General features: G+C 72.3%; 10 protein-coding genes and 1 pseudogene. 4 read left to right on the top strand and 7 right to left on the bottom strand.

All coding sequences use genetic code 11. From position 1 onward, the window contains the following. Nucleotides 1-1383: PQQ-binding-like beta-propeller repeat protein (locus tag A3Q37_RS33010; protein WP_255312025.1), on the top strand; the 1383-nt coding region annotated here is incomplete at its 5' end. 153 nt (nt 1384-1536) lie between these two features. Continuing rightward, nucleotides 1537-2802, top strand: a complete 1266-nt coding sequence (locus A3Q37_RS33005) for a C40 family peptidase (protein WP_065490482.1) — start codon at nt 1537-1539, stop codon at nt 2800-2802. A gap of 74 nt (nt 2803-2876) precedes the next feature. Here A3Q37_RS33005 and A3Q37_RS33000 read toward each other — a convergent pair whose 3' ends face one another. The 5 genes from A3Q37_RS33000 to A3Q37_RS32980 are packed head-to-tail and all read right to left on the bottom strand — an operon-like array spanning nt 2877 to nt 8946. Further along, complete coding sequence (locus A3Q37_RS33000; RefSeq protein ID WP_065490477.1) at nt 2877-4112, bottom strand: styrene monooxygenase/indole monooxygenase family protein; 1236 nt, start codon at nt 4110-4112, stop codon at nt 2877-2879. 38 nt (nt 4113-4150) lie between these two features. After that, nucleotides 4151-4825, bottom strand: a complete 675-nt coding sequence (locus tag A3Q37_RS32995; protein ID WP_065490475.1) for an ATP/GTP-binding protein — start codon at nt 4823-4825, stop codon at nt 4151-4153. Further along, nucleotides 4806-5222, bottom strand: coding sequence for a DUF742 domain-containing protein (locus A3Q37_RS32990; protein ID WP_006127542.1), 417 nt, complete (start codon nt 5220-5222; stop codon nt 4806-4808). Before A3Q37_RS32990 ends, A3Q37_RS32995 begins: the two co-directional genes overlap by 20 nt. Beyond that, complete coding sequence (locus tag A3Q37_RS32985) at nt 5219-5698, bottom strand: roadblock/LC7 domain-containing protein (RefSeq protein ID WP_065490473.1); 480 nt, start codon at nt 5696-5698, stop codon at nt 5219-5221. The genes A3Q37_RS32990 and A3Q37_RS32985 overlap by 4 nt, the downstream gene beginning before the upstream one ends. Then, the gene (locus A3Q37_RS32980) at nt 5695-8946 is read right to left on the bottom strand and encodes a nitrate- and nitrite sensing domain-containing protein (RefSeq protein WP_065490471.1); all 3252 of its coding nucleotides are present in this window, start codon (nt 8944-8946) and stop codon (nt 5695-5697) included. The genes A3Q37_RS32985 and A3Q37_RS32980 overlap by 4 nt, the downstream gene beginning before the upstream one ends. A gap of 364 nt (nt 8947-9310) precedes the next feature. Here A3Q37_RS32980 and A3Q37_RS32975 point away from each other — a divergent pair, with 364 nt between their 5' ends. Further along, nucleotides 9311-10105, top strand: a complete 795-nt coding sequence (locus A3Q37_RS32975) for a protein phosphatase 2C domain-containing protein (protein WP_065490469.1) — start codon at nt 9311-9313, stop codon at nt 10103-10105. Between the two features lie 111 nt (nt 10106-10216). On the opposite strand, the gene A3Q37_RS32970 is transcribed toward A3Q37_RS32975, so the two are convergent. Beyond that, on the bottom strand, nt 10217-10699 hold the full coding sequence (locus A3Q37_RS32970) for a MarR family winged helix-turn-helix transcriptional regulator (protein ID WP_065490466.1): 483 nt from the start codon (nt 10697-10699) through the stop codon (nt 10217-10219). Between the two features lie 228 nt (nt 10700-10927). On the opposite strand from A3Q37_RS32970, the gene A3Q37_RS32965 reads away from it, so the two are divergent. Continuing rightward, nucleotides 10928-11692, top strand: coding sequence for a polysaccharide deacetylase family protein (locus A3Q37_RS32965; protein ID WP_065490465.1), 765 nt, complete (start codon nt 10928-10930; stop codon nt 11690-11692). Between the two features lie 142 nt (nt 11693-11834). Here the strand turns inward: A3Q37_RS32965 and A3Q37_RS32960 are convergent. Next, nucleotides 11835-13148: pseudogene (locus tag A3Q37_RS32960) on the bottom strand (S16 family serine protease); the annotation flags it as partial. Nucleotides 13149-13168: the final 20 nt, after the last annotated feature.

Here is a 13168-nt window from a genome sequence, read left to right as displayed (position 1 = left end):
GGTCCCGGGCAAGGCCCGATGGTGTCGTTGCCGCTGCCGCCCGCACCGGCGCCCGCGCCCGACCCCGCCGCGAGCCGCCGGACCCTGTTGACCATCGCGGCGGCGGCCGTCGGCGGGCTCATCGTGGGCGGCGGCTCGGTCGCCGCGCTCGGGTCCGGGGACACCGCGGCGGCGACCGACGACAAGCCCGCGCCGAAGCCCCGCCCGACGCTCCCCGGACAGGCCCCCGAGCCGCGCTGGATCTACGCGCACCCGGCCTCCGAGTCGTCCCCGCTCACCACCGCCCTCTGGCAGGACAAACTGCTCGTCGTGACCAGCGAGAGCCAGGCCAGCGCCATCGACCTGCGCACCGGCAAGCGGCTCTGGCAGCGCGCCGACGGGGCGAAGGGGCAGGCCGCGCTGGCGGCGGGCGCCGATCTGGTCTTCGTGGCGAGCCCGACGGAGTTCCTGTGGCTGTCGCCGAAGGACGGCAAGGTCGTGCACCGCGCGCGCTACACCGAGGCCTTCGACGACCTGCCGGGGCTCACCGTCGGGCGGCTGGCCGGGAGTTCCGGGCCGGTCATCTGGTTCACCGGGGCGCACACGGTCACCGTGAAAGCCCCGAAGCCGAAGAAGGGCAAGAAGAAGGAGAAGGACAAGGAGGTCGTCGAGGCCTACTTCTTCGCGTACGACATCGTGCAGCGCAAGGAGCTGTGGCGCACCTCCGTCCCCGCGGGCCGCGCCCCCGGCGCCCCCGGCTACCGGGTGGTCGCGGAGCGCTCCGCCGACATCCTCGTACGGCAGGACGCGAGCACCCTGACGGCGGCCGACGTCAAGAAGGCCAAGGGGAAGGGCTCGGTCCGCTCGTTCGACCAGAAGACCGGCAAGCTGCTGTGGACCCAGCAGTACGGTGCCGCCTCCCTGGAGGCCGCCACCACGGGCGACGAGGACGGCACGCTGTACACGGCGGTCGGCCAGGACCTCCAGGCGTTCGAGGCGGACACGGCGAAGCCGCTGTGGCGCGTCGAGGGCAGTGACGATTCCTGGTTCGGCACCCCGCTGGTCGCCGGACCCCTGATCCACACCACCGAACGCAGCCGGCTGGTCGGCGCGGTGGAGCGGGAGAGCGGCCGGCTCGTGTGGCGGCGCTCCACCGAGGTGCCGGGCATCGGCCCCTCCCCCTCGCTCACCCTGAGCAGCAGCGAGAAGACCCTGATCGCCGCCGACGCCATCCAGGTCACGGCGTTCTCGGCGGCCGACGGCGAGCGGCTGTGGAAGTTCCAGGACATCGGGTCGGCCGACCCGAAGGGCGAGACGGTCCGCGCGTCGTACCGGACGCTCGCGTTCGGCAAGACCGTCGTCGTCCAGCGGGACCGGTCCTTCTACGCCTTCCCGGTGGCCTGAGAGGGCCCATCACCGCCGCCGTCCGGGGGACGCCCCGGACGGCACGCCGCGCGGTGCTTGCATCACCCGACACCGAGTGACCGGATTAATAGGATTCGCTCACTTATGGACGGGTCCGCTGCCGGGCCGTGTCCGTGTCACGGAGGTGATGTCGTGTCAGGCAGGCTCCTGCGCGTGGTCTGCACGACCGTGCTGACCACGGCGCTCATGGTCTCGCCCGCCACCGTCGCTTCGGCCGAGCCGGGCCCCGTACCGTCCCAGGAAACCAACGCGACGGACCCGACGGACACGGACACGGCGGACCCTGACACGGACACGGCGGATACGGACACGGACGCGGCGGAGGTCGACGCCGAGACCGCCCTCGCCGCCCCCGAAGCGCCCAGCAGCGTCGTCACCCTGCTGCGCGAACTGCAAACCCGCTACCAGGCGGCGGAGGAGGCGACCGAGACCTACAACGCCACCGCCGAGAAGCTGAAGCAGCGCACCGCCCAGCTGAAGAAGGTGAACGCGGACCTGGCGAAGGCGCGATCCGCCCTGGAGGTCAGCCGCGGGGACGCCGGGCGGCTGGCCCGGGAGCAGTACCAGGGGCGTACCGAATTCTCCGCGTACCTTCAACTGCTGCTGGCCCGCGACCCGTTGCGGGCCCTGGACCAGAGCCATGTCGTGGGGCGGCTCGCGGCGAACCGCGCGGCGACGGTGGACCGGCTCACCGACTCCGCCCGGCGGGCCGACCGGCTGGCCGCCGCCTCCCGCAAGGCGCTGGACCAGCAGAAGAAGCTCGCCGCGCGGCAGAAGAAGCAGCGCGATGCCGTACGCGGCAAGCTCAGGGAGGTCGAGGGGCTGCTGGCCACCCTCTCCGAGGAGCAGATCGCCCAGCTCGCCGGCCTCGAACAGCAGGGGGTCGACAAGGCCCAGCGGGAGCTGGTGGCCTCCGGCGCGCTCAGCTCCACCCGGCCGCCCACCCGGCAGGGCGGCGACGCGGTGGCGTACGCGGTCCGGCAGATCGGCAAGCCGTACGTGTGGGGCGCCGAGGGCCCCGACTCCTTCGACTGCTCCGGGCTCACGTCCCAGGCCTGGTCGGCGGCGGGGCGGGCGATCCCGCGCACCTCGCAGGAGCAGTGGAAGCAGCTGCCGAGGGTTCCGGTGTCCGCGCTGCGCCCCGGCGACCTGGCGATCTACTTCCCGAAGGCGACCCATGTGGCGCTGTACATCGGCGACGGCCTGGTGGTGCAGGCGCCCCGCCCCGGCGCGAAGGTCAAGGTGTCCCCGCTGGCGTCGAACCCGCTGCTGGGAGCCGTACGCCCCGACCCCGGCGGCGACCCGCTGTCCACGTACACCCGCCCGGAACTGCCCGAGGGCGCCCGCGACGGCGCGGACACGGGGTACAGCACGGACGCCGCGCCCGACACTCCCTAGGCACACACCTCGGCGGCCGGACCGGCGGTGCGGGTCCGGCCGCCGAAGCGGTGATCGGGGCGCGACGACAGGCCCTAGGCCCCGGCGACCGAGGCCAGGTACGCGTTCGTCTTCTCGGGCTCGTAGAAGAAGTTCTCGAAGTCCGCCGGGTTGTTGAACCCGTTGGCGAAGCGGTTCGCGACCGGCTGGAGCTGGCCGGCGGCGCCGATCAGGTTCAGGACGTGCTCCGGCGGAGCGCCGAGCATCGCGTTGGTCCACTTGGTGACGTGCTGCGCGGTCTCCCAGTAACGGTCGAACGTGGACTGCATCCACGCCCCGTCGAACTCCTTCTCGCCGTGCTCGACGATCGCGTCCAGGTACGCGTTCGCACACTTGGACGCCGAGTTGGAACCCTGGCCGGTGATCGGGTCGTTGGCCACGACGACGTCCGCGACGCCGAGGACCAGGCCGCCGCCGGGCAGCCGCCCGATCGGCTTGCGGACCGTGGGGGCGTAGCGGCCGGCGAGGGTGCCGTTGGCGTCGGTCAGCTCGACCTTGGTGGCGCGGGCGTACTCCCACGGCGTGAACCGCTCCATCAGCTCCAGCGTCTTCGCCAGGTGTTCGGAGGGGTCCTTGATGCCCTGGAAGGCGTCGAGCGGTCCGCCCGGGATGCCCTCCCAGAAGAGGATGTCGGCGCGGCCGGACGTGGTGAGCGTCGGCATGACGAACAGCTCGCCGACGCCCGGCACCAGGTTGCAGCGGACCGCGTCGAACTCCGGGTGCTCCGGGCGCGGGCCCATGCCGTGGACGTACGAGACGGCCAGCGCGCGCTGCGGGGCGTCGAACGGCGAACGGGCCGCGTCCCGGCCGAACATGGAGACCAGCTCGCCCTTGCCGGCCGAGACCATCACCAGGTCGTAGGTGCGGGAGAAGTAGTCCAGGTCGGAGACGGCCGCCCCATGGATGACGAGCTGTCCGCCGCGCTGGGCGAAGGTCTCCATCCAGCCGGCCATCTTCACGCGCTGGTCGACGGACTGGGCGTACCCGTCCAGCTTGCCCACCCAGTCGACGGCGCGGGAGGAGTCGGGGGCGGCGACGGAGACGCCGAGTCCCTCGATCTTCGGGGCCTGGGACTCCCAGAAGTTCAGCTGGTAGTCCCGCTCGTGCTGGAGCGCGGTGTGGAACATGCACTGCGTCGACATGACCCGGCCGGAGCGGATCTCGTCGGCGGTGCGGTTGGACATCAGGGTGACTTCGTAGCCTCTGGACTGTAGCCCCAGGGCCAGCTGGAGCCCGGACTGACCGGCTCCGACTATGAGTATCTTCCGCATCGCGGCTCTCCGTGCTCCGTCGTTTCTGATTCGAGGCGTCAGGCGGGGGTGACGTCGAGAGCATGGCCCACGAGGGCCAGCAGCGACTCGACGACGGTGATCCTGTTACGCGCGTCCATGATCACTATCGGCACCTGCGGGGGTACGGTCAGGGCCTCCCTGACGTCCTCCGCCTCGTAACCGGGCGTCCCCTCGAAGTGGTTGACCGCCACGATGTACGGCAGGCCACAGCTCTCGAAGTAGTCGAGCGCCGGGAAGCAGTCCTCAAGGCGCCGGGTGTCGGCGAGGACGACCGCGCCGATCGCCCCGCGCACCAGGTCGTCCCACATGAACCAGAAGCGCTGCTGGCCCGGGGTGCCGAAGACGTACAGGACGAGGTCGTCGTCGAGGGTGAGCCGGCCGAAGTCCATGGCCACCGTCGTGGTGGTCTTCTCCGGCGTCGCGGAGAGGTCGTCGGTCTCCTCGCTGGCCTGCGTCATCAGCGCTTCGGTCTGGAGCGGTGTGATCTCGGAGACCGAGCCGACGAACGTCGTCTTGCCGACGCCGAATCCGCCCGCCACCACGATCTTGGTGGCGGTGGGGGCGCGGGTGTGGTCGAGCTGCCAGGCCTGGAGGGCTTCCTCCGGCTGGTCCTGGGGCTGCGAGAGCCGATCGTCCCGGGACCCCGGCTGGCGCGGGGCGAAGAGCGGCGCCTCAGAGACGGCGGAGTCCATTGAGCACCCTTTCGAGCAGTGCGCGGTCGGGCTGGCCGGTGCCGTGACCGGTTCCGTACACGCGGATCTTTCCTTGGTCGGCCAGGTCGCTGAGCAGCACCCGGACGACTCCGAGCGGCATCTTCAACAGGGCCGAGATCTCCGCGACCGTACGCATGCGGCGGCAGAGTTCGACGATGGCCTGGAGCTCCGGCATGACCCGCGAGGCGAGGTTGCCGTTGGTGAGTTCGCGGCGCTCCTCGGGTGCTTCGAGGGCGGCGACGAACGTCTCGACCAGCAGAACGTGCCCGAACCGGGTGCGGCCGCCGGTGAGGGAGTACGGGCGGACCCGGGCGGGTCGCTTGTCGGCCCCACGGACGGGGAGCCGGGGGGCGGGTTCCGCTGCGGCGGTGGTCACAGGGCGCTCTCCATCGATGTGCGCAGCTCACTGCGGAGTTCGGGGGTGAGGACGTGTCCGGCCCGGCCGACGAAGAGGGCCATGTGGTACGCGACGACGCTCATGTCGCAGTCCGGGGTGGCGTGGACGCCGAGGAGGGAGCCGTCGCTGATCGACATGACGAAGACACTGCCCTCGTCCATGGCGATCATCGTCTGTTTGACGCCGCCGCCGTCCATCAGCTTCGCGGCTCCGACGGTCAGCGAACCGATGCCGGAGACGATCGTGGCCAGGTCGGCGCTGGATCCCTTGGGTCCGTCCGACGGTCCCGCCGTCTTCGCCTGGTGATGGCCGGGGTCGGAGGAGAGCAGCATCAGCCCGTCGGACGAGACGACGGTGACGGAGTGGACCCCTGCCACCTCCTCCACGAGATTGCTCAGCAACCAGTGAAGGTTCCGGGCCTCGGTACTCAGCCCGAATGTGCTGGGCGCAGTCAACTGCGTGCCTCCTCGACTGTGTCCCCCGTCTCTTCGTTGTTCCGTGTGGCCTGTGCGGCGCCTGTGGCGTGCGCGGTGGTGCTCTCGTGCCCCGTACGCCCCGTGGGTACGCCTCCGGGTCGGGCGACGGTGATGCCGCCGGTCTCGGCGATCTCCGCCTCGACGTCGCGCCGCCCCTCCTTGGCCGCCTGGTGGAAGCTGCCGAGCCGGCGGCGCAGCGCGTCCCGGTCGAGGCTGCCGGTCCGCCCGGGGGCTGGGGTCGCGTCGTCCGGCCGGACCACCTTGGGGGTGCGCTTCGGCAGCCCCTTGTCGGTGACACGGCCGGCTTCGGGGCGGCGGGGGCCGGGGACGGTGTCGGCGGGGGTGGCGGGTGCGGCAGGGGCGGCGGGTGCCTCGGCCGCTCCGGTCGCCTCGGCTGCTCCGGCTGCTTCGGCGCGGGGCGCGGGGCGGAACGCGGGCCCGTCCGGGTCCTGGTCGCCGGGTCCGGTCTCGGCGGGGCGCTCGTGGCGGTCGGGGCCGATGGCGTACGGGCCGGGGGTCGCGGGGGCCGCCGGGGCGGCCTGGCCGACCGGGTCCGCGGGCGGCTTCGGCAGCCGGACCTGGAGCGTGATCTCGGAGTCGGCCTCGGGCTCGGGCTCGAAGGCTGTCTCAGGCTCGGCGCCGGTGTCCGCGTCGGTGTCCGTGTCGGTCTCGGAGTCGGGTTCCGCGTCCGTCTCGGCTGCGAACTCGGTTTCCGTGGCCGACTGCTGGACGTCCTGCGCCGGTTCCCCCGACGGTACGTCAGTGGCTTCCGGGCTCTCGTCGGCGTTCTCGGCGGCGGCTGCGCTCTCGCGGATCGTCCGCTCGGCGGCGGCGATCATCGGGTCGGCATCGGCCGGGCCGGGCTCGGCAGCCGTCCCGGGGGCGTTCTCCGCGACCGGCTCGGCTGCCGGGGTCGCCACCGCCCCGGACTCCGGGGCCGGCTCGGCGTCGGCGGCCGGCTCGGCGGCGTTCTCCGCGTCGGCGTCCGGCTCCGGCACCGCGGCCGGCTGCGGTGAACGGCTGGGCAGGGCGTTGGAGTTGGCCTCCGCCACCGAGCCCGGGAGGTTGAGCGTGGGCGCGTCGCCGGGCAGTTGCACGGCGGGCGGCGTGGCGGCGGGCAGCGTCTTGGGCAGCAGGGCCTGCGGCAGGACGACGACGGCCGTCACTCCACTCCCCTTCTGCTCGCGCAGCTGGACCCGCACCCCGTGCCGGGCGGCCAGCAGCGACGTCACCTGGAGCCCGAGTCCGGCGCCGTCGGCATTCCGCTCACCGACCTCGAACGAGGCCGGGTCCGCCAGCCTGGCATTCAGCTCGTCCATCCGGACCGTCGACATGCCGATGCCCTCGTCCGACACGGAGAGCATCACCTCGCCGCTCTCCAGCAGCCAGCCGGACAGCTCGACATGGGAGTCCGGCGGGGAGAAGGAGGTGGCGTTCTCCAGGAGTTCGGCCAGCAGGTGGCTGAGGTCGTCGGCGGCGAACCCGGCGATCTGGGCGTGCGGCGGCAGGGACTGGATGGTGACCCGCTCGTACCGCTCGATCTCGCTGACGGCGGCACGCGCCACGTCGACCAGCGGGATCGGTCCGGCGTGGCCGTGGCCGTGCTCGGCGCCCGCGAGGACGAGCATGTTCTCGCTGTGGCGGCGCATGACCGTGGCCATGTGGTCGAGCTTGAAGAGGGTGGCCAGGCGCTCCGGGTCCTGCTCGCGCTCCTCCAGGCCCTCGATGACGCCGAGCTGCCGCTCGACGAGGCCGAGGGTGCGCAGCGAGAGGTTGACGAAGGTGTGGTGGACCGTGTTCTTGAGCTGTCCCGGCTGGGTGGCCAGCTCGGCGGTCCGCTCCTGGAGTTCGGTGCGCTGCTGGGCCAGGGACTCCCGGCTCTTGATCAGGCCGGACCGTTCGGCGGTGAGGCTCTCGACGCGTCCGCCGAGGTCCTGGTGGAGGTCGGTGAGCCTGCCGTGCAGGGCGTTCATCGACCGGACGACCTGGGCGAACTCGTCGTTGCGGCCGGTGTAACGGACAGGCTCGGCGTTCTCGGGGTCCTCGGCCAGGCGCGCGGCGCCGATGCGCAGGACGGCGAGCGGCTGGGTGAGGGTGCGGGCGACGGCGGTGGAGACGCCGACGGCGAGCAGGAAGCAGCCGCCGAGCAGGGCGATGGCCACTTCGAGGGCGGTGACGTCGTCGTCGCGCAGGCCCTCCAGGTGCTGGACCTGGCCGGTGGTCAGGGCGGACTCGACGCTGCGCATCCGGTCGACGCGGGCGGAGAGCGCGGCCTCCAGCTTCCGGGGGCTGACCTTGCGTTCGGCTTCCGACAGCTCGGGGCGGTCGGTGAGGCGGGTGAGGTACTTCTCCGCGTCGTTGACCTCGGGGCCGGTGACGGTGGCGGAGAGCTTGTCGCGGGCCTCCGGGTCCGCCGCCTGGTCGAAGTCGGCGAGCGCGGCCAGCTCCCGTACCCGGGCCTGCTGGGCGGCGGCGCTCAGCGCGTCGCGGTCGCGGTCGGCCCGGGTGGCGCCCTCGTCCTGGGTCTGTACGGGCAGCCCGGTGAAGGGGTCGGTCTGCGGGACCACCGGCTCGGGGCTCGGCACGGCGAGCGCGGCGAGGAGGAGACCGCGGGTGGCGGAGGCCTGTTCGGAGGCGCCGCCGAGGGTGAGCGGGGCCCGGGTGGCGTCGGCGGCGCGCGGCGGGGTCTTCTCCGCCAGTTCGGCGGCGATGCCGTGCAGCTTGGCGATGAGGTCGGAGTACGCCTGGTGCGCCTCCAGGGCCGAGCCCTTGCCGGTCAGCGCGGTACGGCGGAGGGAGGGGACCGTGGAGAGGTCCCGGCGCAGGGCCGCGGAGGCCGCCTCGTGGATCTCGTCGATCTGCTGGTCGACGCGGGTGGTGCGGGCGGTGCGGTTCTTCGCGCCCTCGCCGTCAGCGCCTTCCTCGGCCCGGCCGGCGGCGATGTACGCGGTGACGGCGTCACGCTCGTCGGCGAGCGCGTGCCCGAGGGTGACCGCCTGCTGGTTCAGCTCGGCGAGGGTGACCAGCCGCTGGGACTCGGTCAGATCGGCGGAGGCTCCGAGCACGGCGGGGGCGCCCGCCGCCACGACGATGACGCCGACGACCGCGACCCCGGCGACCAGTCGGCTGCGCACCCGCACGGTCCGCTTGTCCGCACCGGGTGCCGGAGGCGTCGCCCCGGAACCGTCGCGCGTCGTGCCCTTGCTCCGCGGCCGCTTCTTCTGCACCGGTGCTCGCAATCTTGACTCGTCCACCCTTGAAGCAGAGGTGACGCACGGTCACATGGAAGGGCGCCCCGCTCCTGGTACGGCTTCCGACCATTCCAGCGCTTATGAGAGGGGGGCGCGCATCAACCGCTCCGCCACTCGAAGGAGTGAACATCACTCTGGAGTTGGCGAACAAGTCTCCCCCGCCGCGCCCCTGACCATGCGTGGACCACGGGGTGGAACTTCCGCTCCGCCTTTGGCAGGATGCCCGCCCGCACCCTTCCCGGAGCCCCTGCTTCCGCCCCGTACGCCCGCGTTGACCTGCTGGTACAGGCCATCTTCGGCCGCGTGCGGGGATGGTGAAGGGCTCGTGCAGACTGGCGGTATGCGCATCGAACTCGCCACCGTTCCCGGCAGTCCCGAACGCCCCAACGAGGACTGGGTCTCCGGGACTCTTCCCGCGTCCGGCCAGGGTGGTGCGCTGGTGCTGCTCGACGGTGTCACCCCGCCGCGGGGGGACGACGGTTGTGTGCACTCGGTCCCGTGGTTCACCGCGCGGCTGGGCGGCGCGCTGGTGGAACTGTCCGGTTCCCGCCCCGATCTGCCCCTGGCCGGGATTCTGGCCGCGGCCATCTCCCGTACAGCCGAAGCCCATCGGGCCACCTGTGACCTTTCTCACGTACGTACGCCTCAGGCGACCGTGGCCCTGGCGCGTTGGAACGAACGCGCGATCGAGTACCTGGTGCTGTCCGACTCGGTCCTACTGCTGGAGTCCCGCGACGGCGCGGTCCGGGCCGTGCTGGACGACCGGCTGACGCGGCTGCCGCCGGGCTCGCTCGCCTCGAACGAGATCGCCGACGCCACGGTGCGCAACAAGGAGGGCGGCTTCTTCACGGCGGCCGCCGACCCTGCGGTGGCCTCGCGCGCGGTGACGGGCAGTGTCCCGGCGACGGATGTACGGGCGCTGGCCGCGCTCACGGACGGCGCGGCCCGCTGGACGGAGGTGTTCGGCGAGGGCGACTGGGCGGACACGCTGGGGCTGCTGCGGAAGGCGGGCCCGCAGGGGCTGATCGACCGGGTACGGGAGCTGGAGGAGGCCGACGCGGCGGCCGGGCGCGTACGGCTGGGGCGCGGCAAGACGCACGACGACGCGACCGCGCTCCTGGTGGAGCTGGGCTGACGGCCGGGGGCCGGGCGGGGCCGCCCGGAGCGGCAGCCGGGGCGGGGGCCGGGGCGGTCGCAGCCGACGCAGCAGCCGACGCAGCAGCCGGATCAGCCGTCCACGGCCGGGTCAGCTCTCCGCGCGGGCGTTCAGCTGGTGCAGGAGCCGGGCCAGCTCGGCGACTTCCGCCCGGTCCCAGTCGGCCAGTTTGCGCACGTAGCGCCCGCGGCGGGCGTCCCGGACGCTGCGGAAGCGGGCCAGGCCGTCGTCGGTGAGGTGGACGAGCCAGGCGCGCCCGTCGGCCGGATCGGGTTCGCGGGCGACCAGCCCCAGGTTCTCCAGCGAGTGGAGCTGGCGGCTCATGGTGGCCTTGCCGACGCCGAAGTAGGCGGCCAGTTCGGTGGCCCGCTGCCGGCCCGCCGCCTCCAGGCGGACGAGCAGACCGTAGGCGGCGGGCTCCAGTTCGGGGTGGACCTCCCGGGCCATCTCGCCCGAGCTGGCGCGCGCCCGGCGCAGGAACACGGCCAGCTCACGCTCCAGCGCCAGGAATTCATGGTCCACGCCGCTCACGTCGGGCGCGCCCGGCTCCGGCTCGCTGTCGTCTCCGCGCACGTCAGTACCCCTCGTACGGTTCCCTGCCGATGAAAGCTGCTGCCGCGACCGGTCATCGCCGCAGCTCGGCCAGTATTTCGCAGGAGGGGGCCGACCACGCCGACCCGGCCCCGGTCCGGGACCCGTCGCTGCCCCGACCCCACTATGCACTGGATGTATACGCGCTCTGTATAGTCATCGCCGTACCGCACGTCTGTGCGGATTTCCCGCACAGAGGAGTCATGCGCCGTGCCCCGAAAGATGCCGTTGCCCGGGATGGGGTTGACCGCCGCGCTGGTGACGGTGCTCACACTGACGTTGAGCGGCTGCTCGATGGAGACGACCGCGCCCGGCTCGGCACGCGGGGAGGCGGCTTCCGACGCCAAGGGCGCGTTCGGCCCCGTCGACTGCCGCAAGGCCAAGTGCATCGCCCTGACGTTCGACGCGGGCCCGGGCGAGGACACGCCGAAGCTGCTGGACATCCTCAAGGAGAAGAAGGTGCACGCCACCTTCTTCCTGCTCGGCAAGCACCACGTCGTCAAGCACCCCGACGTGGTGCGGCGCATCGAGGACGAGGGCCACGAGGTCGCCAACCACACCTGGACGCACAAGGTCCTGACCGACCAGAAGCCGGACGAGATACGGGCCGAGCTGGAGAAGACCCAGGTGGCCATCGAGAAGATCACCGGCAAGAAGCCCCGGCTGATGCGTCCGCCGCAGGGCCGCACGGACGACACGGTCTCGGACATCAGCAAGGACCTCGGGCTCTCCCAGGTGCTGTGGAGCGCCACCGCCAAGGACTACTCGACGAACGACTCCGCGCTGATCAAGAAGCGGATCCTGGACCAGGCGGGCAAGGACGGCATCATCCTGCTGCACGACATCTACAAGGGCACCGTCCCCGCCGTGCCCGGGATCGTCGACGCGCTCCAGAAGGACGGCTACACGTTCGTGACCGTCCCCGAGCTGATGGCCCCCGCGGAGCCGCAGCCGGGCACGATCTACCGCCCCTGAGCCGCGGGCCCGGCACGCGGAACGGCCCGCCCCCGCCGAAGCGGAAGGCGGGCCGTTCAAAACCGGACTGTCCAGGCCGACCCGGCGTACAGCCATCAGAGGCGTACGACGGTCAAACCGCGCCCGGCCACGCGTACGGCCGTCAGGCCGCCGCCGGGATCCTCTCCTCGGCCCTGGCCGTGGCCGGGGCGAGGGCGATCTCCAGCACCTGGCGGACGTCGGTGACCGGGTGGACGTCCAGCTTCTCCAGCACCTCGGCCGGGACGTCGTCCAGGTCGGCCTCGTTGCGCTGGGGGATCACCACGGTCGTGATGCCCGCCCGGTGCGCGGCCAGCAGCTTCTGCTTGACGCCGCCGATGGGCAGCACCCGCCCGGTCAGCGACACCTCACCGGTCATCGCCACATCCGTACGGACGAGGCGTCCGGAGAGCAGCGAGGCCAGCGCGGTCGTCAGGGTGATACCGGCGCTCGGGCCGTCCTTGGGGACCGCGCCCGCCGGGAAGTGGACGTGCACGCCCCGGTCCTTGAGGTCACCGACCGGCAGCTCCAGCTCCGCGCCGTGCGACCGCAGGAAGCTCAGCGCGATCTGGGCGGACTCCTTCATGACGTCGCCGAGCTGACCGGTCAGGGTCAGTCCGGACGCCCCGGTCTCGGGATCCGCGAGCGACGCCTCGACGAAGAGGACGTCACCGCCCGCCCCGGTCACCGCGAGCCCGGTGGCCACGCCCGGCACGGCGGTGCGGCGCTCGGCCGGGTCCTGGGCGGACTCGGGCACGTGGTGCGGTCGGCCGATCAGGCCGCGCAGATCCGCGTCGGTCACCGTGAACGGCAGCTCGCGGTCGCCCAGTTCGTGCTGGGCCGCGACCTTGCGGAGCAGCCGGGCGACCGACCGCTCCAGATTCCGTACGCCCGCCTCGCGGGTGTACTCGCCGGCCAGCTTGCGCAGCGCCGACTCCTCCAGGGTGACCTCGTCCTTCTCCAGACCCGCTCGCTCCAGCTGGCGCGGGAGCAGGTGGTCCCGGGCGATGACGACCTTCTCGTCCTCGGTGTAGCCGTCGAGGCGGACCAGCTCCATGCGGTCGAGCAGGGCCTCCGGGATGGCTTCGAGGACGTTGGCCGTGGCCAGGAAGACGACGTCGCTGAGGTCGAGCTCGACCTCCAGGTAGTGGTCGCGGAAGGTGTGGTTCTGGGCCGGGTCGAGGACTTCGAGGAGGGCGGCGGCCGGGTCGCCCCGGAAGTCGGAGCCGACCTTGTCGATCTCGTCGAGCAGGACGACCGGGTTCATCGAACCGGCCTCCTTGATGGCCCGCACGATGCGGCCGGGGAGAGCACCCACGTACGTACGCCGGTGACCGCGGATCTCCGCCTCGTCCCGGACACCGCCGAGCGCGACACGGACGAACTTGCGGCCCATGGCGTGCGCGACGGACTCGCCGAGCGAGGTCTTGCCTAAACCCAGTTGGGGGAGCTAAATTC

The organism is Streptomyces sp. PTY087I2 (assembly GCF_001687325.1).
GTDB lineage: Bacteria > Actinomycetota > Actinomycetes > Streptomycetales > Streptomycetaceae > Streptomyces.
This window is presented reverse-complemented; position numbering and strand designations above follow the sequence as displayed.